Annotated in this window: 22 protein-coding genes; 8 read left to right on the forward strand and 14 right to left on the reverse strand. The window is 46.6% G+C overall.

Features of this window, described 5'->3' with window-relative positions:
* Window positions 1–87: 87 nt before the first annotated feature.
* Both AC3RV5_RS19900 and AC3RV5_RS19905 read right to left on the reverse strand, forming a co-directional pair.
* Window positions 88–846, reverse strand: coding sequence for a nitrate- and nitrite sensing domain-containing protein (locus AC3RV5_RS19900; protein ID WP_489729312.1), 759 nt, complete (start codon window positions 844–846; stop codon window positions 88–90).
* 47 nt (window positions 847–893) lie between these two features.
* On the reverse strand, window positions 894–2,039 hold the full coding sequence (locus tag AC3RV5_RS19905) for a methyl-accepting chemotaxis protein (RefSeq protein WP_489729313.1): 1,146 nt from the start codon (window positions 2,037–2,039) through the stop codon (window positions 894–896).
* 766 nt (window positions 2,040–2,805) lie between these two features.
* On the opposite strand from AC3RV5_RS19905, the gene AC3RV5_RS19910 reads away from it, so the two are divergent.
* Together AC3RV5_RS19910 and AC3RV5_RS19915 are read left to right on the forward strand one after the other, a co-directional pair.
* The gene (locus AC3RV5_RS19910; RefSeq protein WP_489729314.1) at window positions 2,806–3,168 is read left to right on the forward strand and encodes a MerR family transcriptional regulator; all 363 of its coding nucleotides are present in this window, start codon (window positions 2,806–2,808) and stop codon (window positions 3,166–3,168) included.
* Window positions 3,169–3,246: 78 nt separating this feature from the next.
* Window positions 3,247–4,227, forward strand: coding sequence for an NAD-dependent epimerase/dehydratase family protein (locus AC3RV5_RS19915; RefSeq protein WP_489729315.1), 981 nt, complete (start codon window positions 3,247–3,249; stop codon window positions 4,225–4,227).
* A gap of 190 nt (window positions 4,228–4,417) precedes the next feature.
* On the opposite strand, the gene mazG is transcribed toward AC3RV5_RS19915, so the two are convergent.
* The 12 genes from mazG to AC3RV5_RS19975 all read right to left on the reverse strand — a co-directional run bounded on the left by mazG (window position 4,418) and on the right by AC3RV5_RS19975 (window position 16,173).
* Window positions 4,418–5,179: a nucleoside triphosphate pyrophosphohydrolase gene (gene mazG / locus AC3RV5_RS19920; RefSeq protein WP_489729316.1), complete on the reverse strand. Its 762-nt coding sequence runs from the start codon at window positions 5,177–5,179 to the stop codon at window positions 4,418–4,420.
* Window positions 5,180–5,310: 131 nt separating this feature from the next.
* On the reverse strand, window positions 5,311–7,473 hold the full coding sequence (gene relA / locus AC3RV5_RS19925; RefSeq protein ID WP_489729317.1) for a GTP diphosphokinase: 2,163 nt from the start codon (window positions 7,471–7,473) through the stop codon (window positions 5,311–5,313).
* 222 nt (window positions 7,474–7,695) lie between these two features.
* The gene (acpS, locus tag AC3RV5_RS19930) at window positions 7,696–8,079 is read right to left on the reverse strand and encodes a holo-ACP synthase (RefSeq protein ID WP_489729318.1); all 384 of its coding nucleotides are present in this window, start codon (window positions 8,077–8,079) and stop codon (window positions 7,696–7,698) included.
* 39 nt (window positions 8,080–8,118) lie between these two features.
* A complete protein-coding gene (gene pdxJ, locus AC3RV5_RS19935; protein ID WP_489729319.1) occupies window positions 8,119–8,859 on the reverse strand; it encodes a pyridoxine 5'-phosphate synthase in 741 nt (246 codons plus the stop codon).
* A 2-nt stretch (window positions 8,860–8,861) separates the two neighbouring features.
* Window positions 8,862–9,581, reverse strand: a complete 720-nt coding sequence (gene recO / locus AC3RV5_RS19940) for a DNA repair protein RecO (RefSeq protein WP_489729320.1) — start codon at window positions 9,579–9,581, stop codon at window positions 8,862–8,864.
* Between the two features lie 24 nt (window positions 9,582–9,605).
* Complete coding sequence (locus tag AC3RV5_RS19945; protein ID WP_489729321.1) at window positions 9,606–9,887, reverse strand: hypothetical protein; 282 nt, start codon at window positions 9,885–9,887, stop codon at window positions 9,606–9,608.
* 147 nt (window positions 9,888–10,034) lie between these two features.
* Entirely contained in the window at window positions 10,035–11,753 is a 1,719-nt protein-coding gene (recJ, locus tag AC3RV5_RS19950; protein WP_489729322.1) for a single-stranded-DNA-specific exonuclease RecJ, read from the reverse strand.
* Between the two features lie 99 nt (window positions 11,754–11,852).
* Complete coding sequence (gene dsbC, locus AC3RV5_RS19955; RefSeq protein ID WP_489729323.1) at window positions 11,853–12,578, reverse strand: bifunctional protein-disulfide isomerase/oxidoreductase DsbC; 726 nt, start codon at window positions 12,576–12,578, stop codon at window positions 11,853–11,855.
* A 124-nt stretch (window positions 12,579–12,702) separates the two neighbouring features.
* A complete protein-coding gene (xerD, locus tag AC3RV5_RS19960) occupies window positions 12,703–13,599 on the reverse strand; it encodes a site-specific tyrosine recombinase XerD (RefSeq protein WP_489729324.1) in 897 nt (298 codons plus the stop codon).
* A gap of 39 nt (window positions 13,600–13,638) precedes the next feature.
* Window positions 13,639–13,959, reverse strand: coding sequence for a putative signal transducing protein (locus AC3RV5_RS19965; protein ID WP_489729325.1), 321 nt, complete (start codon window positions 13,957–13,959; stop codon window positions 13,639–13,641).
* A gap of 9 nt (window positions 13,960–13,968) precedes the next feature.
* Window positions 13,969–15,081 carry a PilT/PilU family type 4a pilus ATPase gene (locus AC3RV5_RS19970; RefSeq protein ID WP_489729326.1) on the reverse strand — a complete coding sequence of 371 codons (1,113 nt, stop codon included), beginning with the start codon at window positions 15,079–15,081 and terminating at the stop codon, window positions 13,969–13,971.
* 48 nt (window positions 15,082–15,129) lie between these two features.
* Window positions 15,130–16,173, reverse strand: a complete 1,044-nt coding sequence (locus AC3RV5_RS19975; protein WP_489729327.1) for a type IV pilus twitching motility protein PilT — start codon at window positions 16,171–16,173, stop codon at window positions 15,130–15,132.
* Between the two features lie 28 nt (window positions 16,174–16,201).
* Between AC3RV5_RS19975 and AC3RV5_RS19980 the strand changes: the two genes are divergently transcribed.
* The 6 genes from AC3RV5_RS19980 to AC3RV5_RS20005 all read left to right on the forward strand — a co-directional run bounded on the left by AC3RV5_RS19980 (window position 16,202) and on the right by AC3RV5_RS20005 (window position 22,896).
* Window positions 16,202–16,897: a YggS family pyridoxal phosphate-dependent enzyme gene (locus tag AC3RV5_RS19980; protein ID WP_489729328.1), complete on the forward strand. Its 696-nt coding sequence runs from the start codon at window positions 16,202–16,204 to the stop codon at window positions 16,895–16,897.
* A 28-nt stretch (window positions 16,898–16,925) separates the two neighbouring features.
* Window positions 16,926–17,747, forward strand: a complete 822-nt coding sequence (gene proC / locus AC3RV5_RS19985) for a pyrroline-5-carboxylate reductase (protein WP_489729329.1) — start codon at window positions 16,926–16,928, stop codon at window positions 17,745–17,747.
* A 25-nt stretch (window positions 17,748–17,772) separates the two neighbouring features.
* The gene (locus AC3RV5_RS19990) at window positions 17,773–18,315 is read left to right on the forward strand and encodes a YggT family protein (RefSeq protein ID WP_489729330.1); all 543 of its coding nucleotides are present in this window, start codon (window positions 17,773–17,775) and stop codon (window positions 18,313–18,315) included.
* A complete protein-coding gene (locus AC3RV5_RS19995; protein WP_489732218.1) occupies window positions 18,296–18,745 on the forward strand; it encodes a DUF4426 domain-containing protein in 450 nt (149 codons plus the stop codon). Before AC3RV5_RS19990 ends, AC3RV5_RS19995 begins: the two co-directional genes overlap by 20 nt.
* A gap of 84 nt (window positions 18,746–18,829) precedes the next feature.
* Window positions 18,830–20,137 (forward strand): ABC transporter substrate-binding protein, encoded by a 1,308-nt coding sequence (locus AC3RV5_RS20000; RefSeq protein WP_489729331.1) that lies wholly within the window; start codon window positions 18,830–18,832, stop codon window positions 20,135–20,137.
* Between the two features lie 23 nt (window positions 20,138–20,160).
* Window positions 20,161–22,896, forward strand: coding sequence for an ATP-binding protein (locus tag AC3RV5_RS20005; protein ID WP_489729332.1), 2,736 nt, complete (start codon window positions 20,161–20,163; stop codon window positions 22,894–22,896).
* Window positions 22,897–22,930 lie beyond the last annotated feature (34 nt).

Below are 22,930 nucleotides of genomic sequence, written 5' to 3' on the forward strand. Positions count from 1 at the left end.
ACTTAGCTTTACGTGACTATACCCCTTTTATTAGTTTTCAAGGGGGTTGATGAATTCATCTCTGTCGTTCTGTGTGTAATTCAGAAGTCAGCGTAATCGTTCTACAATGGCGTCGTACTGAAGATACAAACTATCAAGAGCTTGAGTCGCCACTGCAAAATACTCTGACACACTAATACTCGGCTTGTCTTGCATAATATCCTTGCTAATGCAGGTCAATAATTTTTGCACGGTACTGGTTTGCAAGTCACCGGGAGGCATATGTCGCCATGAACTTGCGGTGGTGTCGCAAATTTTCTGACAAAGGTACTGAAAGCGTATTTTTGTCACGCTGTCACATTGGGCCTTAGCTAGGGTGGCGATACCCAAGGCCCGAGCCTGGCCAATACATTCGCCAGCGACCAGCAATTCGCGCCAACTTAAGTGTAACGATTCATTTTGCTGTTGCATCAGCAATAGTTCATGGGCCTGCGCCATGTCGTCAAAGAGATAGAGGATACTCTGAATCAACTGATTGTGTTGCATCAGATTGTTGGCAGGCGTGGTGGTGGTGAGATACTGTGGTAATCGCTCCCAATGTTGTTGAATGTTCACCCAGCGTTCGTTGCCAAGCATCCAGGAGTCTACGGCTACAATGGTGCTGATGTCGTGTTTAATGGTTTGTTGCAGGCTGCGGATTTGGCTGAGCAGCTCAGTATGGCCATTCACATAGCCCATGCTTAAACCGCGATGTTGCTGGACGTGAGCCAACAATGCTCGCAGCTGGGTTAGCCATAAAACGCCTATTTTCTGTCGTGCGCGGCGCTGCTTATTGCGTTGGCGAAACGCCCACAACAGTGTTGTCACTATTGCTAGCGCCGCGGCAGCTAATAGGCAGCCGAGTGCGAGCGAGCTCAACACAATTGCCCTCGCGATTGTTCACATAAATCACGCAAGTGATTTGAAATGGAGGCCGATTGCGCCGAGATGCTGCTATTTTCATCGGCAACCACGGCGACATGTTCTATGTTCGAGGATATTTCACGCACTGCGTCCATCTGCTGTTCCGTAGCGGATGATATACCGTAGAGCAGATCAGAGACAGCGCTGGCATTGAGTACGATCTGAGCAAGCATCTCTTGTGCCTGTTGGGCCTTTAATACAGAGTTTTCGGTACAGGTTACTACATTGTCCATACTGTCTCTGACAGCGCTCATTTGATCTTTCACTTGCAAAATATTGCTCGATATTTCATCGGCTGATTCTTGGCTGCGGATCGCTAACGCGCGCACTTCTTCTGCGACCACCGCAAAGCCGCGCCCATGCTCGCCAGCTCTAGCCGCTTCAATCGCCGCGTTTAGCGCCAGCAAATTTGTCTGTTTGGCTATGTCGCCGATAATTGTCGAAATAGAGGCGACGTTTTTGGTATGGTCATCAAGACTCTCCAGCAGTTGGTAGGTAGTACCGACATAGTTGGCCGTCACTTCTGTATTGGTGCGCACTTCGCAAATATTGCTGCTACTGGATTGGCTTAGCTGATTGGCACTGTTGGCTGATTGATAAGCTTCCTTCATACGCGCGGCAATATCATCCACGCTGTGGCTAATCTGTGTAACGGCGGTGGCGATGGTAGTGGTTGCCAACGATTGGTGCTTGATGTTGTCGGCCAATTGCTCAGCAGAACTATGCAGTTCTTGCGCCGAATGGCCAATTTCTGAATTTACATCGGTGGTGATTTGCAGTGAGCGATATTCGTTACTTTCCCAGCGCAGCAGTTGTGGGCCAATATTTAACAGCAGCCCTGTAAACCCCTGCTCTATTTGACTGTGTAGCACGGGTTTCGCTTTGCACAAATAGGCGCTTAACAGTCGAATGTCGCTGGCGCTTGTAAATACCAAGCCGAGTAAGAAATAGGAACTCAACAGAAAAACAAGCAGCGACCCATACACAGCACCAAGCCAGCTACCGGCACCCAATGCCAACGCATTGACGGCAACACAAAGCCAAATCCCCTTGAACAGGCCGAGTGATTTGAGGACGAGCGTTATCGGATAAAACATTGCATCGAGCTCCACGGGCAGTAACCGCAAATAAATCACGGCTTACTTTTGTTAATATATCTGTAACAGCAAATCCTGTGCCCAATTCGAATTTCTTCTCGAATTTAGCTAATTAACGACCTAAGTGCCGGTTGTACCGCCTCAAGGCCGCAAATTTGTGGCGGGTGAGCGAGCAGCAACTTTGAGCAAAAAGCACCTTTGCATACACAGGCATTACTTGCAGGCGCTAGGGCAGCGCAAATTAGGGCACGCGCACCATTGTGGAGCATATAATCTGAGGATCGCGGCACTGGGATCGGTATATAGGGTGCCGGAATTAAAATTGGTTATCGTGAATGTCTTAAATTTGCTGTTAATTTATCAAAAGAAGCTGGTCGAATGTTTCAAATTATCGAGGGAATTTTTAATCGCAATTTTGCTGCTGGATTGCCGACTACGATTAACAAATATTACCCCATGTTGGCCTTCAACCTAGGCTACGTGAACAAACTCTTTGGATGTATCAAGGCCAATGAAAAGTATGTTATGTTTGCTCATGCTGCTCTACTTTTTTGTTTTTTAACAAAACTATTATGCTTATGAATGGTGCACCCAGCCTTAATATCCCCCAAGAATATTTGGCGTTCAGCATCTTTGGGTGTAGTTCGTGGAAGCCACCCAGTGGACGCCACCCAGTGGATGCCACCCAGTGGAGGCCACCCCATGAGGACTCATTATGTCTAGGCGCCCAGGGCGAAATAGAAACGTGGAAATAGGTCGGTATTATATGTACATAGGACAGGTATCTGAGCGAACTGGCGCATCCAGAAAGGCTATTCGTCTTTACGAGGAGCTTGGTCTTTTACAAGATATTGTTCGTTCTGGAAATTACAGAATCTATAATGAGCACCACATTGTGATTATCTCTTTGATAAAAAAAGCGCAAACTTTAGGGTTTAAATTGGCTGATATTGCACCTTTAGTTTTGGCCAAACATGCCGAAAACCGTTTTCCTCTCGAACTTGCCAATACCGCAATTGAGGAAAAGAGAGCCCAAGTAAAACTGGAAATTCAAAAAGCGAAAGAAGTAGACTTAGGGCTTGTCGCTTTGAAAAAAGAGCTGCAAGTGCTGTTTTCAGATACACAGTAGCCGACTAAAAAGAGCTTGACTCTTCCCCTAGGGGCAAGGTTTATCTTACTACTTTAAATCTTATATAAGTCGAGCAATATGAGTAATGTATGTTTGGTAACGGGTGCAAATGGGCACTTGGGAAACAATCTTGTTAGAGAACTTATTAAGGCCGGCGAAAAAGTACGCGCGGGGGTTAAGGATATAAGTAACACTGAAATGTTTGATGGTTTGGATTGTGAAATTTTCTATACGCAGATGCAGGACAAGGATGCAATGTTCAAAGCGATGAAAGGTGTAGATGTTTTATATCACGTTGCAGCGATTTTTAAACATTGGGCTAAAGATCCAGAGACAGAGATAGTTAAGCCAAATGTAGGTGGCACAGAAATTGTTCTTCAAGCCGCCGCTAAAGCAAAGGTGAAAAAGATAGTCTATGTCAGTTCTGTTGCAGCAGTGGGGCATAATGGTGAGTCATTAAATGAACGTTTTTGGAACGATGATATGTCGAATGCTTATTATCGTTCCAAAATACAATCTGAAAAAAAAGCCTGGGAACTGGCAAAAAAATATAACCTTTGCATGGTGACCGTACTTCCGTCCGCCATAATTGGTCCTAATACAAATCGCCTAACAGATACGATGCAATTTCTGGATAAAATTAGAAAAAATGAGCTTTTAGTGAACCCCAATTTCTTCTTTAATTTCGTAGATGTTCGAGATGTAGCTAAAGGAATATATGCCTCGGCCATTAAAGGAAAGTCAGGTAATCGTTACATATTGGCCAACAATACGTCTTCATCTCTGCCTGAAATATTCGATGTCGTAAAAACAAAAAAATCTAACGTTAACATACCCCCAACTGTGCCAAAGTGGTTACTGTATTGTGTAGCTTGGTGTTTAGAGTGGGGGGCTACCGTTACCGGCAAACCTGCAGAACTAATTCGTAGCCAGGTGAGATTATTTTACGGCGTAAGACAGGAGTACGATATCTCAAAAGCGCAAACAGAGTTGGGCTACGAGCCACGTAGTCCTTTGATAGCAATTGCTGATGCATTTGATTATCTAGAAAAGCGTTAAATTACTACCTAGGCAAAATCTGCAGGTCAAAGACGTTGATAATTAATTGGCTTATTTTAGCCAGCTCAATTTTCGTGTTTTTTTGTTCCAACTGCTGGAAAAAAATTCACTGAGGTGGCACGGACGCCATATCGTATCCGTCAGGATGAGGGTAAGCGTAGCGCATGCCTTACCTGCGATCCTGACAAACTCAAGTATGCTTAATCTCCTGCCATACCTGTTCCATCTCATCTAAGGTTGCATCTGCCAATTTAACTGTTCTTTGGGCAAACACTGCTTCAACTTTGGCAAAGCGCTTTTCAAACTTGCTGTTGGCTTTTCTAAGGGCCGTTTCTGCATCGACATGCAAATGACGAGACAAATTTACCACGGCAAATAACAGATCGCCGATTTCTTCTTCTATGGCTTGTTGATCAGGTTCAGACGTTTGTACCTCATCCATCACCTCTTGTATTTCTTCGTGAATTTTGTCCACCACAGGAGCCACATCTGGCCAATCAAAACCTGCACTGGCACATTTTTTTTGCAGTTTAAGGGCACGGGTTAAAGGTGGCATGCCAACGGCAATGTTGGCCAGAATACTTGGATTTGGTGTTTGGCCGTTGGCCAAACGTTCTTCGGCCTTGATTTGCTCCCACTGGGCGCTTAATTGTGCTGCTGAAAGTCCTTTAGCGCCCTGGGCGAAAACATGGGGATGTCGGCGAATGAGTTTTTCGCACATAGTCTGGGCAATGGCTTCAAAGTCAAACTCCCCCTGCTCTTTACCTAACTGAGCGTAAAATACCACCTGAAACAACAAGTCCCCCAATTCATCCTTGATCTTTGCCATATCACCCTGTTCTATAGCATCGGCCACTTCATAGGCTTCCTCTATGGTATGGGGCACTATGCTAGCAAAACTTTGCTGTTGATCCCAAGGGCAGCCGTGCTCAGGGTCTCGTAACTGTTCCATTACCCACAGCAGTTTTGTCAGCTTGGGCAAAGTAGCCGGGGATACCCCATCCGTTACTCCAGACTGTTTATCGGCCTGTTGCTTAATGGGCGTTTTATTGCTGTTTTGAAAAAAAATCAGGCGACTCCTTTTTAATGATCCAGGCGCAGTACATCAGATACGCCTTTTAACAATTGCAGGCGCTCTATGGTGCGCGACAGGCTACGCAAGTCTTTGACCTCTAAAGTCAACTTGATCCGTGCCGTACCCTTATTAACGTCACTGGAGCTGATGACCGCCAATAAACCTATTTTTTCATTGGCAAGTACTGTTGTTATATCCCGTAATATGCCATCGCGATCCGTGCAAAACACTTCGATATAAGTCTGGAATTCTGCACTGATCTTACCTGCCCAGTTAACGTCGATTTGCCGCTCAGGATGCTGATCAAGCAAATGCCCGAGCTGTTCACAATCTTCCCGGTGCACGCTTATCCCCCGCCCTTGGGTGATATAACCCTGAATGGCTTCACCTGGCAAAGGTTGACAACAACCGGCGATCTGGCTCAATAAGTTACCCACGCCTTCGACCACCACAGTGTCTTTTTTATGTTTACTGGCCTGAGGTTTCTTGGGCCTGATCCGCGGGTCAATTAGGGGTGGCGGCGCGTGCAACTGCTGCAAATAATTCACAACTTGCATCAGACGTATATCCCCCGCACCAACAGCAGCGTATAAATCATCGGCCGCGTTAACATTAAAACGCGAACAAGCTTGATTGATTTCTTTTAACTCTATGCCAGCCTTATGTAATTCACGTTCCAGTATTTCCTTACCGGCTACCAGATTTTTGTCTCTGTCCTGTTTCTTAAAATAGGTATGAATTTTCGCCCGAGCTCTAGACGAGTGCACATACCCCAAGCCAGGATGCATCCAGTCACGACTTGGGTTGGAGCGTTTACCGGTAAGGATATCAACTTGATCGCCTGTGTGTAGTTGGTAAGTAAAAGGTACAATGCGCCCGGCGACTTTAGCCCCTATACAGCGATGGCCCACGTTACTGTGGATATAATAAGCAAAATCCAAAGGGGTAGAGCCCAAAGGCAAATCCACTACATCCCCTTTAGGCGTAAAGACATACACTCGATCATCAAATACCTGGCTACGTAACTCTTCAACCAGGTCGCCAGACTCAGCCACTTCTTCTTGCCATAACAAGATTTTACGCAACCAGTTGATGCGCTCTTCATAGCCAGAACGGCTATTGGTGGTGCCTTCCTTATAACGCCAGTGCGCAGCCACGCCCAATTCCGCGTCTTGATGCATTTGAGCGGTACGAATTTGGATTTCGATAGGTTTGTCCTGTTTGCCCACAGTGACGGTATGAATCGACTGGTAACCATTGGGTTTAGGGGTGGCAATGTAATCGTCGAATTCCCGGGGAATATGTTTCCAGTTAGAATGCACCACACCCAGAGCGCCGTAACAGTCTTGCAGACGCTCGGCAATAATACGGACTGCTCGAATATCGTATAGCTGGTCGAATCCCAGATGTTTCTTCTGCATCTTCTTCCAGATGCTGTAGATATGTTTGGGTCGGCCATAAACCTTGGCTTTAATATTCTGCTCGTCCAGCGCAACTTGTAATTCACTGACAAATTCTTCAATGTATTGCTCTCGGTCGCTGCGTTTTTCATCGAGCAGCTGGGCAATCTGCATATAGGTTTCAGGATGTAAATAGCGAAAGGACCTATCTTCCAGTTCCCATTTAAGCTGGCCGATCCCTAAACGATTGGCCAGGGGAGCGTATATATTGGCGCACTCCCTAGCGACCAGAACCCGAGTTTCTTCATCGGCGTCTTTGACTTGTTGCAAGGCACAAATACGCTCGGCCAGTTTAATGACCACCGCACGCACATCCTCGACCATGGCTAGCAACATGCGCCGCACATTATCGATTTGCACTTCGTCGTTCTTTTTATTGCTATTGGCACGGGTATGCAGTGACTTTATGGCGTCCATGCGCCTGACACCGGTGATTAATTTCTGGATCCCTTCACCGAACTGGGCGGCGATTTGCTCGTCATTCAGATCATGAATTTGGCAATAAGGGTAAACCAGTGATGCTTGCAGGGTTTCATCATCCATGTGTAACTCATGGAGAATTTCCACCATTTCCTGACCCACCAGCAGTATTTCCGGGGTGTCGGACATCTCACGTAATTTGCTTTTACTGTGCTCAGACAGGGATAATGAATTGAGCCACTCATCAAATGGTGGGCGTTTAGGTTCATGCACCTTGCGAATAGCAACCATTAGACTTCCTTTGATTTAGTTTGTGCGCGTTAACGCAGTGGCGTAAATCGCTAAATAGCACTGATATACAGTTTACGCGCCAGATAGTAACACTTCACTTATATCCTAGATTAAACACTCATTTGTGTCGCAACACTGACCTCAAAATATTATTTCCAACTGACCACTGGACCTATTTTGGTGCAGTAACGCCCGATGTTGCATCAACAATTTGTTTGGCTCTTAACCCACGGATTCGAGGATCACCGTGGCCACGGCATATCGTTGCTCATCGGAAATCGAGATAAAACTGCTGGTAATTTTAAGCTGCTCGCACAGGTCGGCAAATTTTCCGTAAAAATGCAGCTCAGGTTGCCCGGAAGGCAAGTTGCGCACCTCAACATCCTGAAAGCCAATGCCATTGCCTATGCCAATACCTATGGCTTTTACTGCCGCTTCTTTGGCGGCAAAACGTTTAGCCAAAAAACGGGCGGGGAATTTATGTTCGCTAAACACACTGAATTCCCTGGCAGTAAGCACCCTTTGCGCCAAGCGCTGGGAACGTGCCAGTTGTTTCTCGATGCGCACAATCTCTACAATATCTGTGCCCAGCCCTACTATCGGCATATTAGCTCTACCTATTGTTACACTATGCTAAAAAAGTCATCAAATACCTAAGCCACGTGCCTCGGTCATCAAGCGTTTCATCTCGGTTACCGCGGTGTGCAACCCCTCAAAGGCTGCCCGGGCGATAATGGCATGGCCAATATTCAACTCAATGATCTGGGGGATGGCTGCAATAGGTTTAACGTTATGATAATGCAGACCGTGGCCGGCGTTCACTTTTAGACCGTTAGTCGCAGCGTATTCTACGCCAGTCAGTAACTTTTGCAGCTCAAGCCGTTGCTCGGCCTCGGTTTTTGCCTCGGCATATTGACCGGTGTGAATTTCGATATAGGGTGCACCTGCAGCAAGGGCGGCGTCTATTTGTGATAAATCAGCATCTATAAAGAGCGAAACCTGAATACCTAACGCAGCCAATCGACTGCAAGCCTGGGTTATATTATTTTGATTACCGGCCACATCCAAACCACCTTCAGTGGTCAGTTCGGCACGCTTTTCTGGCACCAGACAACAAAATTCGGGCATAGTCTGTTCGGCAATTTGTAACATCTCATCTGTGACCGCCATCTCCAGATTTAAACGGGTATTGATGGTCTGGCGTAACAAGCTCACATCACGGTCGTTAATATGCCGACGGTCTTCACGCAAGTGCACCGTGATGCCGTCGGCCCCGGCGCGTTCTGCAATATCGGCAGCATGCACAGGATCTGGATATCGGGTACCCCGAGCATTGCGCAGAGTTGCAATATGATCGATGTTCACCCCTAACAAAAGTTCTTTCAATATTATCTCCCTTTGGATCCAAAATGGGTTTGTTTAAATAATTCCCGACTGGTTAGCGGTTTGCTACCCAGCAGTTGGGCCAATGCGCTGCGAGTGATACGTTTGGCACAATGTAAACTGTTGCTATCCCACTGTTCGCTGGCCACCTGTTGCAACACTTGACCGCTGAAGCAATAGGGTGAGGAAAGAGTAGTCGTTACCGCGCGCAAGCCCTGTTCTGGGATCAGCTGATAATAACTGTCGCATAGGAGTAACTCCCCTGTGTCACTGTCGTGGGCGAGATCCAGGCCATAACCCAGTTCATCTAACAGGCCCAGTTCAAATTGTCTCAGTATTGGCTCAATTTCGCCACCTGCTGTCAAGGCATGCAGGCTATGCTGGTACAAGTCGAAAATTTCAGGTTGGGGAATTTCCACTGCCAGTAGGCGATTAAGCACCTCGTTAAGATACATGGCCGAAAAAAGTGCCTTGGCCGCCAAACCTAATCTGGGTCCGGAAGACTCGACCTGCTGGAGATTTTTTAATTCGTGTTTGCCACTAACATTGATAAGCAGGGCCTGAAAGGGTTGCAACAGACTTTTTTTGTCACTCTTGGTGCCACGTACTCCCCTGACGACAGCGGAAACTTTGCCGCGTTCCTGGGTGAAGATACTGACTAAATAGCTGGTCTCACGATAGGCACGGCGATGTAACAAAAATCCATTTAACTGCTCTATGGCCACGGCTTTATCATCAAATGTTAGGCGTTAGGAAGTTTTGATTCTAACCACTTTCATAGCTTCGAATTGCATACCTGCCACTTCTTCGGTTATCGGGTAATAGGTCAGGTTAACCCGGGCACCCTCGAGGTTTTTGTAATTTTTCTTGCGGCGAAATTTAAAGGGTACATCATAACCTTGCACCAGTAATGTATTGACAAACCACTGGTCTTCTTTACGTTGTACATGAGACTCGACAACGAGTTCCTCGGAATGGGTAAGCACTTCATGTTTATCGAGTAACTTATCGATTTCTGATTTTTTTGCCATTGTTCAGCTCTGTAAATTGCCAAAGGATATAATAGCATTGCCCGCCACACAAAACGATAAATACCCAAGCCAAGCTAAACATATTCAGCCTACACGGCCCTAAATTTACCCCACAGCCGCCTAGCGGCTGAGGGAGTAAATGGCACCCTACACAAGCAGCAAGCCTTCAACTAATAATTGCAAACTGGTTCTATTGCGAAACTCATTGATATCCAGCTTGTAGGCAATAGACACCTGATGGCAAGCAGGGTTGGGCCAGATATTGGTATCGACGTTAAAGGCAATGGCATCAATTAACAGACCACTGGGATGTTTCACCATCATTTTGAGGTGTTTGTGGCCCACTATACGCTGGTCGAGTAAGGTAAATTCGCCGTCAAACAAAGGTTCAACAAATCCCTGTCCCCATGGCCCTGCATCTTTTAACTGTTGTGCAAAGGTAATGCTCAATTCACTGGTGGCCAGTTCGCCGTCAGAGACCCACTCCCCTGCCAGGGGTTTGCCAGCTAAATAGGCTTTGGCCAACTCATCAAAATATTGGCGAAATTCTGCCAACTTGTCCGCGGGCAAGGTCAAACCTGCTGCCATGGCATGCCCCCCAAACTTGGTGATCACCCCTGGATAACGGCTACTTAACTCTTCCAACAGATCACGAATATGCAAACCCGGGATGGAGCGAGCCGATCCTTTGAGGGTATGTTCATCGTGGTGGGCGAAGGCAACGGTTGGACGGAAGTACTTTTCTTTTATTCTACCGGCCAAAATCCCTATTACCCCTTGATGAAAGTCACTTTGGTACAACACCAGGCCATGGGGCAAATCGTCTTCTGCTAACTGCAAATTCTCCAGCGCGTGAATGGCTTCCTGTTGCATGGAACTTTCAATTTCACGACGTTCAGTATTTAAGCTATCTAGTTCAACCGCTATTTGCCTGGCCTTGGCTTCACTACTGGTTAACAGACACTCAATGCCCAACGACATATCCCCCAATCGCCCTGCAGCATTTAACCTGGGGCCCAATATGAAACCTAAATCAGAGGCTACCATTTTGCGTTTATCCCGCCCTGCCACATCTATCAAAGCCTGGATGCCGGGACGGCATTTGTCACTACGTATTCGCAACAGCCCTTGATGCACCAGAATTCGGTTATTTTCATCCAATGGCACCACGTCGGCCACAGTACCGAGCGCCACGATATCTAATAATTCTGCCAAATTAGGCACAGCCAGCTGTTGTTGTTCGAACCAACGCGTTTCACGCAAATGCGCACGCAGGGCTAACATTACATAAAATGCGACCCCTACACCGGCCAGGTTTTTTGAGGTAAAACTACAATTAGGTTGGTTGGGGTTCACAATCGCATCGGCCTTAGGCAAGGTTTCACCTGCCAAATGGTGATCTGTGATCAACACGGTAATACCCAGCTCCTTGGCCTTGTCGACACCGGCCAAACAGGCAATGCCGCTATCGACCGTCATGATTATCTCGGCCCCCTGTTCCTTAGCCACCTCAACTATTTCGGGGCTCAGGCCATACCCAAAATCAAAACGGTTAGGCACCAGGTATGAGTGGTTTTTCGAGCCCATCATGCCCAGGGCCAACATACTCACAGCGGTGCTGGTAGCGCCATCGGCGTCGAAATCGCCCACAATGATAATGCGCTTTTTGTCCGCCAATGCCCCTGCCAATATCTCAACCGCCTGCTGGATGCCGGATAGCTGACGATAATGCAACAGAGATTTAACGCCACGTTCCAGTTGACTGGCCGCAGTTACGCCACGAGAGGCGTATATTTGTTTAATGACAGGATGCAGATCGGCGGGTAAATAGCTGTCGGTTTGTGGGGAGCGGCGATTTATTTGCACTGAGAGGATTCTTCGCTAGTTAAATAAAATGAAAAGGGAGCAACGCTCCCCCTGTTAAATACCCGTACTGCTAAGTGGTTTATCCTTACCCCACTGCCCCTAAGATGCCGCTTTTAATGCTTGCAACAACTGTATAGGTGGCTGATAACCCGGGATCATAGAGCCGTCAGGTAAAATTATATTAGGGGTACCACTTACCCCAACACTTTGGCCGAAGTTATATTGCTCAGCCACTTTAGAGCTGCAGGCGTGGCTGGACACACCACCACCGTTTTTCGCATCGGTAAGGGCTTTTTGCGGATCATCGGCACACCACACAGACACCATATCCTGATAAGATTGTCCGTCTAAACCGCTGCGCGGAAACGCCAAATAACGAATAGTAATGCCCAGGTCATTGTATTCGTCCATTTGGTTGTGTAATTTTCGGCAATAGCCACAGGTAATGTCGGTAAATACATTTACCACGTACTTTTCTTTTTTGGCTTTGTATTCAATTGTCGAATCTTTAAAATCTACCAGACCTGCCAAACGCATTTCGGTTAATGCCGATTCCGTTTCATTACGCATACCTTCGTCCAGGTTAAACACCCTGGCCTGAAGAAAATACTTGGCATCTTGACTGGTGTAGAACAAGCCTTTATCGGTTTCCACTTGTAACAATCCAGGTACGGGAGAGTCGCCAATCGCGATAACTTTCATGCCCAGAGTAGACTGGAGCTTCTGCTTCACTGCATCAAACCCATTGCTTTGGACTTGGGCAAACGCACTGAGTTGCAAAGTAAAGCTCGCAACTATCGTTAAAATTATCATCCGGTATTTCATACTGCTTCCAATTTGAGTTGATGGCGACTGGGCGGCAAAAAAATTCACAACCCAGACAGGCATTTTAACCCTTTACGTGCTGGATACCAACCTGATAAGACGAATAATCATTATTGTACAGGTGTTATCCCCGAGGATGGTGGCGGGCAACCAGGTCCTGCAAGCGTTGAGTGGCCACATGAGTATAAATCTGGGTAGTCGATAAATCGCTGTGCCCCAGCAACATTTGCACTACTCGCAGGTCGGCGCCATGATTAAGTAAATGCGTAGCAAAAGCATGTCGTAACGTATGGGGTGACAAGTCCACTTGGATGGCGGCGATGCCAGCATATATTTTGATCCTGTGCCAGAATGTCTGCCGGGTCATCACGCAGCCCCTATTACTTGGGAACAACACGTCGGTTTCGGTCTTTAATAATAAACTACGCCCTTGTCTAAGGTAAATTCCCAGCCAGTCCAACGCTTCTTCACCTAAGGGTACCAGGCGTTCTTTGTTGCCCTTGCCGGTTACCCGCACCACGCCTTGTGTAAGGCTAAGTTGATCTATGCGCAAACTGATAAGCTCGGTCACCCTCAGACCGGTGGCATATAACACCTCTAACATGGCTTTATCCCTTAGCCCGATAGGATCATCGATTTGAGGGGCGTTGAGCAAATCGTCCACTTGTTGCTCCGACAAGGTTTTGGGCAAACTTTGTTTTAATTTGGGATTTTGTAAGACACTCACCGGATCATCTTGCCTGATGCCTTGGCCCAACAGATAAGCACTGAACCTGCGCAAGCTGCTTAAAAAACGCGCCGTGCTGCGGGCAGACAATCCGAGGTCGTAGCGGTGAGCCAGATAAAACTCTATTTCTTCACTGCTAACGCTGGCGAGTGACAGCCCCGGATTGTGTTTGTGGGTAAACCGCATAAATTGGGTCAGATCGCTACGATAGGCGCTGAGGGTGTTTTCACTTAAGCCTTTTCCCAACCAAATTGAGTCGATGAACTGCTCGATGTGGTGTTGGCTACTGCTCACTTTTCACCTCTTCCCAAGCGTAAAAAAAAAAGTGCTGCGTCACTGGGATCGCTCAGGATCACAACCACATTGCCAACATACTTCAAAGCTAGTGGCGTTGGGCTCGTGGCATTGGGGACAAAACCACTCAAGGTCTGCATCAGCGGTGGTGAACGCTAATTGAGCTATCAAATCTTGTGCCCTACTTTGCCAGCTGTTGTCAGCCAGCCATACTTCTGGCTGGCAATCCCCAGGAGCCAGTTCGCCCATTGCCCCGGCGGCAAATTCATTTTTTATAAAACACGGCACACTGTTTTCATCCAACCACTGTTTGACCTGCCAGACCATAAAGCGGTCGTCATGACTGTATATCTTTAACATGCTGCGTCCTTAGTCCATATCAATGGAAACATCAGCCAAGGACCCCAAACTATTACCTTGATCCGAGTCTAGCTTGATCATCAAACGCAAGTCATTGGGAGAGTCGGCATGGTGAATCGCTTGCTCAAGGCTGATCTTGCCCTGTTGAAATAACGCGTACAAAGCCATGTCGAAGCTCTGCATACCTAACTCTTTGCCCTTGCGCATGGCTTCTTTCAAACCGCCGGTTTCATTGCGCTGGATCAAATCCGTGACCAAGGGTGAGTTAAGTAGGATTTCAATCGCTGCCATACGTCCTTTGCCATCTATGGTTGGCACCAACTGCTGGGCAATAATAGCGCGCATGTTAAGGCTCAAATCAAAACGTAACTTGGCATGTTGCTCAGGGGGAGCCAAGTGCATAATGCGTTCAATCGCCTGGTTAGCATTATTGGCATGCAAAGTCGCCACACATAAGTGACCCGTGTCGGCAAACGACATGGCATATTCCATGGTTTCCATGGAACGGATTTCACCGATAAGAATGACATCTGGTGCCTGGCGTAATGAGCTTTTTAAGGCGTCATCGAAAGACCTGGTATCAATACCCACTTCCCTTTGGGTCACTACGCAACTCTCATGTTGGTGTACAAATTCTATGGGATCCTCAATAGTCAGAATATGTCCCTTGGAATGCCGATTGCGGTGGCCGATGAGCGCAGCGAGTGAGGTGGACTTACCCGTGCCCGTGGCACCCACAAATAACACTAAACCACGTTTGGCCATGATTATGTCTTTAAGTACCTCGGGAAGCCCCAAATCACTGGCTTGAGGAATTTCAGTGATGATCCGCCGGATCACCATGCCAGGCATATCCCGCTGCCAAAAGGCACTGCAACGAAAACGGCCAATACCTTCCCGTGCGATGGCAAAGTTACATTCTTTGCTTTCGTCAAATTCGATTTTTTGTTTGTCCGTCATGGCACTGTGCACCAGGGCCAAAGCTGATTCCTGAGCCAGTTTTTGCGCACCTATTGGGTTTAATTGGCCGTTTATTTTGGCACTGACCGGCATGCCCACTGTGATAAACAAATCAGATGCACCGGCATCCGCCATTTCTTGTAAATAAAGGGTTAGATCCATGATACATCCCATGATAAAAGGTAAACGCGACAAATTAGCCTGCCCACCCTAGTAGTTAATACTCGGTTTTTTATCTATCGACTGTCCGGCAGCGTCCTGGGCACTGATCACACCTTGCGCGACCAGGCGCTGTAAACATTGATCCATGGTTTGCATACCATGGGCCTGACTGGTTTGCATCACAGAATACATTTGCGGCACCTTATCTTCACGAATAAGGTTACGAATAGCCGGGATCCCCAGCATGATTTCGTGCGCCGCGACCCTGCCCCCGCCGACCTTTTTAAGCAAAGTCTGGGAGATCACTGCACGTAAAGATTCGGATAACATGGACCGCACCATGGACTTTTCCGCTGCGGGGAAGACGTCTATCAGTCTGTCGATGGTTTTGGGGGCCGAGTTGGTATGCAAGGTGCCAAAAACAAGGTGCCCGGTTTCCGCCGCCGAGATCGCCAGTCGAATGGTTTCCAGATCCCTAAGTTCCCCCACTAATATCACATCCGGATCTTCCCGCAGTGCAGAGCGCAACGCATTACTAAAACTGTGGGTATCCCGATGCACTTCCCGCTGGTTCACCACACAAAGCTTGTTTTCATGCACAAATTCGATGGGATCTTCAATGGTTAAAATATGTTCACGTTTGTGGCGATTGATATGGTCGACCATGGCCGCCAGGGTGGTACTTTTACCCGAACCTGTGGCTCCCGTAACCAGCACTATGCCCGTGGGTTGATTAATGATTTCCTTGAATATTTGTGGCGCACCTAAATCATCCAAGCTTAATATTTCACTCGGAATAGTCCGCAAAACCGCTGCAGCCCCGCGATTTTGCACAAAGGCATTGACCCTAAAACGGGACAAATCTTTGACTTCAAATGAAAAATCCGTTTCCAGATTTTCTTCATATTCCTTACGCTGGTTATCGTTCATGATCTCATAGATCAGGGCGTGCACCTGTTTATGATCCAGTTCCGGAATATTCAGGCGACGCATTTCACCATCGACACGAATGATAGGGGGTAACCCCGCCGACAGGTGTAAATCAGACGCGTTATTCTTAACACTAAAGGCTAAAAGTTCGGTAATATCCAAAACATATTCTCCGTAAACAAGTTGCAATATGGGCACAATAGCAGAACGACTTCAAATCGCACTTGAAACAATCACGCAAACTGTTTCAGTGGCTAATCGTCCAGTAAATTCGGTAAAATTACTAGCGGTAAGTAAAACCAAACCCGTATCGGATATCAGGCAAGCGTATGGGGCGGGACACCGATTGTTCGGTGAGAATTATGTACAAGAGGGAATAGAAAAAATTCAGCAACTGGCTGATCTAACTGATATCGAGTGGCACTTTATCGGCCCGCTGCAATCCAATAAAACGCGCTTGGTGGCTGAACACTTTACCTGGGTACAATCCATAGACCGCTTGAAAATTGCCCAGAGACTCAATCAACAACGCAGTCCATATAAAAAATTGAACATCTGTATTCAGGTCAATATAGACCAGGAACTGAGTAAGACCGGGGTGCTGGCCACAGAGGTGCTGCCCCTCGCCGAGGCACTGTCAGGATTGCAAAACCTGACGTTACGGGGCTTAATGGCCATACCTGCAGCCAAAGGTTCCCCAGGCAAACAACAGCAAAGTTTTCAGCAAATGCAGCAACTTTTTGCACAATTGCAGACAAAATACCCGCAAGTTGATACGCTTTCCATGGGCATGTCTAATGATATGCAACTTGCTATTGGAGCAGGTTCGACTATGGTGCGTGTCGGCACCGCTATCTTCGGTGCCCGCAATCAAGCCAAGACTTAACTAGTAGACAGACCAACACAGGATAATTATGCAACACAGAGATATCGCCTTTATCGGTGCAGGCAACATGAGCAGAAGTATTATCAGCGGCATGCGTGCCAGTGACTACCCAGGACAAAAAATTACCGCCAGCAATCCTTCCCTGCCCAAACTTGACTCCCTGAAAAACGACTTTTCGATCCGCATCTGCCAGCAAAATGACCAGGCTGTTGCTCAGGCGCAAGTCGTGGTACTGGCGGTAAAGCCACAGTTGATGGAACAGATGTGCAGCGAGCTCATCAAAAATTGTGATATCCAGGGTAAACTGTTTATTTCTATTGCTGCTGGCATCAGCACTGAACGTTTAAGCGAAATGCTCGGCGGCCATAACAATATCATTCGTACTATGCCCAATACCCCCAGTTCCTTGGGCAAAGGTATGACAGGTTTATATGCATCAAATCATGTGACCGAAACCGATAAAGAATATGCCGGACAACTGATGTCACAGGTAGGTGAGATCACCTGGGTCGGAACCGAAAACCTGATCAATGGGGTGATTGCTGCTGCAGGTAGCAGCCCAGCTTATTTTTATACCTTCTTAGAAGCCATGCAAAAAGAAGCGCAGCACCAAGGTTTTGATCACCAAACCGCGCGCTTACTGGTGCAACAAGCCATGTTGGGTGCGGCAGAAATGGTTTGTCACAATCCCCAACTTGAAATCAGCGAGTTGCGTGCCCAAGTTACCTCTAAAGGTGGTACTACGGCTAAAGCGGTAGAGCACTTGCAAAATCACGGCATAGATAACCTGGTCTCTGACGCAATGCGCGCAGCGGTGGCACGGGCAGAAGAAATGGCCAATTTATTTTAACTACTTTGTTGGAAAGTTATCCCTTATGAGTTCTATGCAGTTTTTGATCGGTACCCTGTTCGAGTTGTATTTAATGGTAGTGCTGTTGCGCTTCTGGTTACAGCTTGCCCGAGCAGATTTTTATAACCCTTTTAGTCAGTTTGTGGTTAAAGCCACCCATCCTTTTGTTGCGCCTATGCGTCGGGTATTGCCCTCTATTGGCCGCATAGATACCGCTACTTTAGTGCTGGCCTTGTTAGTGGCCGGCCTAAAAATTGTCGCCCTCAATTTACTGATTGGCAATACCAACCTCAATGCTCTGGCAGTGTTGCTGGGATCCTGCTTTTTAGTCATCAAAGAAGGCTTGTCGCTGATGATGTGGGTTTTGATTATCCGAGCTATACTAAGTTGGGTCAGCCAGGGGCATAATCCGATGGATATGGTGATGGGCCAGTTAACCGAACCTATGCTGGCCCCCATAAGACGTCTTTTACCTAACATGGGTGGGTTAGATTTATCAGTTATGGTGGTAATATTGGGGATTATTTTTGTGCAGAAGTTATTAGGAGATCTTATTGGTTTCTTTTAGATACTCAATTATGGCGAGTATCCTGATCATGCTCGCCAGCCTGTGTTTAAGCCCCAAGGCCCTAGCAGAACAGAAACAACTGCTAGGTAATTGGGAAGTGCATTATATGGCGTTAAATAGCACCTTCATTTCCCCCGCCGTGGCCAAGGAATACAGCATAATACGCAGTAAGTACAATGGCCTTATCAATATATCAGTGCTTGAAAAACACTCCAAAGAAGCTCAAGCGGTGGTTATCAAGGGCTCTGCCCGGAATTTGTTGGGCGTGACAAAAGAACTGGGGTTTACCCAGGTAACTGAAGGCCAGGCAATCTACTACCTGGCCGTATTGCCCTTTAGTGACCAAGAAAACTATCGCTTTGAAATCAGCATAAGTGATGGTCTTGAGCAGCACACCCTAAAATTCCAGCATAAATTCTACGCCGAGTGATCTGCGCTTCGGTGTCTAATACAATAGTTTAATTGCACCTAAGGACGTTCTCATTTACTGTGTTTACACAAATGGGAGGTCAAGATGACAATGCATATATCCGGGAAGAAAATTACCAATTCAGATCCCACTGAACCCACCAAAAGACAGAGTATCAAAACCCTGTCCAAAGTCGCATTAGGTGCGGTCTTAACCTGCAGCGCTCCTTATGTATATGCAAAACAACGCACTGTTTTGCGAGTCTTGGGAACCCACGTCACCCTACAAGAGACATTACGTCAACAGGCCATGCAAGACTTGGATATCGACCTGATATTCGATCCTAAAGGCAGCCCTGCGGTACTGCAAAAAGGTATGTTATCCCCTGCTTCTTTTGATATTTACGAACAATGGTCAAACAGTATTCGGCCTTTGTGGCGCAGTGGCTCTATTCAGGCACTGGAGAAAAAGCGCATCGTTTACTGGGACGAGATCAACTCTTTGTGTAAAACCGGTAAAATTAGCGCCCAGGCGAAATTGGGTGCAGGGGATGCCCCTTACAAAATTATTCATGTCCAAGACAATGACAGTTTAGGCTCAGCCCACAGCGAACGACTCAGCTTTTTGCCCTATGTGCACAACGTGGATTCGTTTGGCTACAACACCAATTTAATTAAACCGGGGATCCCTTATAAAACCGAAAGCTGGGGATGGTTACTCGATCCTAAACATAAATCCAAAGTGGGGATCATTAATGATCCAACCATTGGTCTATTTGATTTGGCACTGGCGGCAAAAGCTAATGGATTGATGGCATTTGCCGATATAGGTAATATCACCCGGGTCGAACTTGATCAACTGTTCCGTATATTGATCGATTTAAAACAACAGCAGCACTTCGGTGGCTTCTGGAATTCGGTTCCTGAGTCCATTGAATTTATGCGCTCCGGTAGGGTGAATATCGAAAGCATGTTTTCACCCGCGGTATCAGCCCTCAATGGACAAGGTCTTCCGGTAACCTTTGCTTCGCCTAAAGAAGGGTATCGTGGCTGGCATGGCGCTATGTGTTTATCCGCCAGGACCCAGGGACGAGTGAAGGATGCAGCCTATGATTATATGAACTGGTGGCTGTCTGGCTGGCCAGGGGCCTTTATTGCCAGGCAAGGCTATTACATAGCCAACCCGCAACGATCTGCTAAGTACTTGGCCCCTAACGAGTGGGACTACTGGTACAATGGCAAAGCCGCCACCCAAGCTCTAAAGGGCACAGATGGTAAGGTTTCAGTTAAACAAGACCAAGTTCGTGCTGGAGGGAGCTACATCGATCGCTTCAGCAATGTCGCCGTTTGGAACACCGCTATGCCAAGCTACGATTATAGTTTGCAAAAGTGGTATGAATTTATCAGCTCTTAAACTTTAGTAAGTGACTTATAGCCGTGTTTAAAACCATCAAATCGCAAATACTGATCGTTTCCTTGATACTGGTTTTGCTGTTGGTATCGCAAGTTTTTATTTCCCGTAGCAACCAGGCCAGCTTTGTCAACAGTCTGGATTTGACCCAGCAAGCGGTGATCAAAGTCAGTCTAGTTAGAGAACTGGAGCGTGACGTTCTGGATTTACAGCGCAATGTATTGATTTATAAAGATTCGGCTAGCCAATCCGCTATTGCCCGCTTTAATTCACTGATCGACAGTATTCAAAACAACTTGAATAAAGTTGAACAGTTAACACTCAATGATCCTCAAGCTGAAGTCTATGAAAGTTATATTTCCAGAATGCGCTCACACATAGCCGATTATCAGGAAAATTTTGCCAGCGTTGTGGCGGGCCGTAATAAACGCCAATCAATGTTTGACGGTGGATTGATAGTCGATTTAGATAACATTCTCGAACAAATTTCCAAACAACAAGCGGTTTATGATGCAGCGTCGTTACTGGATGTCAATCGCGCAAAATATCATATTACCCGGGCGGAAAACGTTTCGTTACAATACTTGCTGGGTCCGGATTATCAATTTGTCGATCAATTTCGCGATGCAATAGCCGTCGCCAAATCAGTTTTGACCAAGGGTGACGTTCAACAAGACACATTCCTAGGGGTCATCGATAAACTGAATTCTGTTGAAGCGGAATTCATTCAGCTAACCAATATTACCAGCGGCTATCTATTTTTAGTTAACGTAGTGATGGCGGGGTCCGCCAATGAGTTTCTATTTATGGCCAGGGAACTCAATCGGCTAGTGACCTACAAGCTAAGTGATACCAATCAGCAAGTAAAAGAAAATATCAGGAATAATCAGATAAGTAGCGATGTCTTTTCGGTTTTCGGGATATTGTTAGCTTTGATCACAGCCCTATTTTTGACGTACCGCATCATGCTGCCAATCAACGTGATCACCGAGGTGTTCAGAAAATTAGCCAAAGGTGAAGATGTGGATGCCATTCCAGGCATTACCCGGCAAAATGAAATTGGCCAACTGGCCAAAGCTGCAGATATTTTCCACGCAAACAATACCCAAACCACCAGCTTACTCGCCGAATCTAGAATGTTAAATGCTCGCCAGGAAGCACTTAATGCTGAATTGGTGGATGCTAAACATAAGGCAGAGCAAGCGACCATTTCGAAAAGTATGTTTTTGGCTAATATGAGCCATGAGATACGTACCCCCATGAATGGCATTATCGGCATGTTGGATGTCGTGATGAAAAGCGATCTAACTGCCAAGCAGCGTCAGCATCTGACCAAGGTTGTTTATTCGAGTCAGATTTTGATGAGTCTGATCAACGATATTTTGGATTTCTCCAAGGTCGAAGCCGGCAAACTAGATATCGAGCAGGTCGAATTTTCCCTAAATTCGGTATTTGCTAATTTATTAACCAATATTTCGGCCCGGGCTCAGGAGAAAAATCTGAATGTTCGATTTAATTGTGAGCCTAATATTCCAGCAACCCTGATCGGCGATCCGCTGCGTATAAGCCAGGTGTTGCTCAACCTCAGTAGTAATGCTATCAAATTTACCCGTAACGGCTCTGTCACCATTAATATCAGTCATCAAGTGCAACCCGGGAGCAACGAACTGACACTCAACGCAGAAGTCATTGACACCGGTATTGGCATGACAAAAGAGCAATTAAACAAGGTGTTTGACTCTTTCACTCAGGCAGATGGCACCACTAGCCGTGATTTTGGTGGTACCGGTCTAGGCCTATCCATAGTCAAACAACTGGTTCACTTGATGGGCGGAGAAGTAGAGGCACAATCTGAAGTGCATAAAGGCAGCAACTTTAAGGTCTCATTCAAATTACTTACCCAAGCTGACAAGGTTAATATTTTTATGATCCCCCCCATGGCGGAACACAAGCTGTATTATTTTAGCAAAGGTCCCAGGGGGCTGGTTTCACCTGAGTATTTGGCCAATATTGAATTGGATTATCACCACTTTCCGCTGTCCCAGCTTGAGGTTATCCTACCGGAGATCACCATTAACGATGCGGTCATATTCGATATACACGACCAAGCTGCCCATAAAACACTGCGCCCACAACTTAGACGTTTGCACGATGCACGCATCACAGTCGGATTTGTAACTGATACTCAACCGAGCAACTTACCTGAGCTGTTGTTAAAAGAATGGTCGTTTTCGTGTTTGACTCACCCATACACACCAGGACAGTTAACCTCATTTATACGTATGTTATACACAGCATTCACGGGCGAGGCGCATATTCAAGCTGATAAGGAGCACCAGCATACTGAATATGACGGGCACATCCTGCTGGTAGAGGATAACAGTATCAATCAGATCGTGGCCGGTGAGATGTTAAGAGTACTGGGTTTGACTTTTGATATAGCCGACGATGGTCAACAAGCTGTCACTAAGGTGGTTAATTCAGCCCATTACGACCTGGTACTGATGGACGTACAGATGCCGGTTTTAGATGGCTATGAGGCAACGATAGAAATTCGCAAGCAAGGCTTAACAAATTTGATCATCTGTGGTTTATCGGCCAACGCCATGAAAGAAGATTTCAATAAAGCCAAAGCGGCTGGAATGGATGAATATTTAACTAAGCCGTTGAAATTGGTATCTTTGGAAAAAATGCTGAGTAAATATTTGCCGGCTAGAGCCGTCATCCAAAATAATCTCGCTGAAGAGCCAGATTTACTCTGAACAAAACTTGCCTACCATCTTGTTTGTTATCCCT

It is taken from the genome of Paraglaciecola sp. IT1134 (assembly GCF_058068185.1).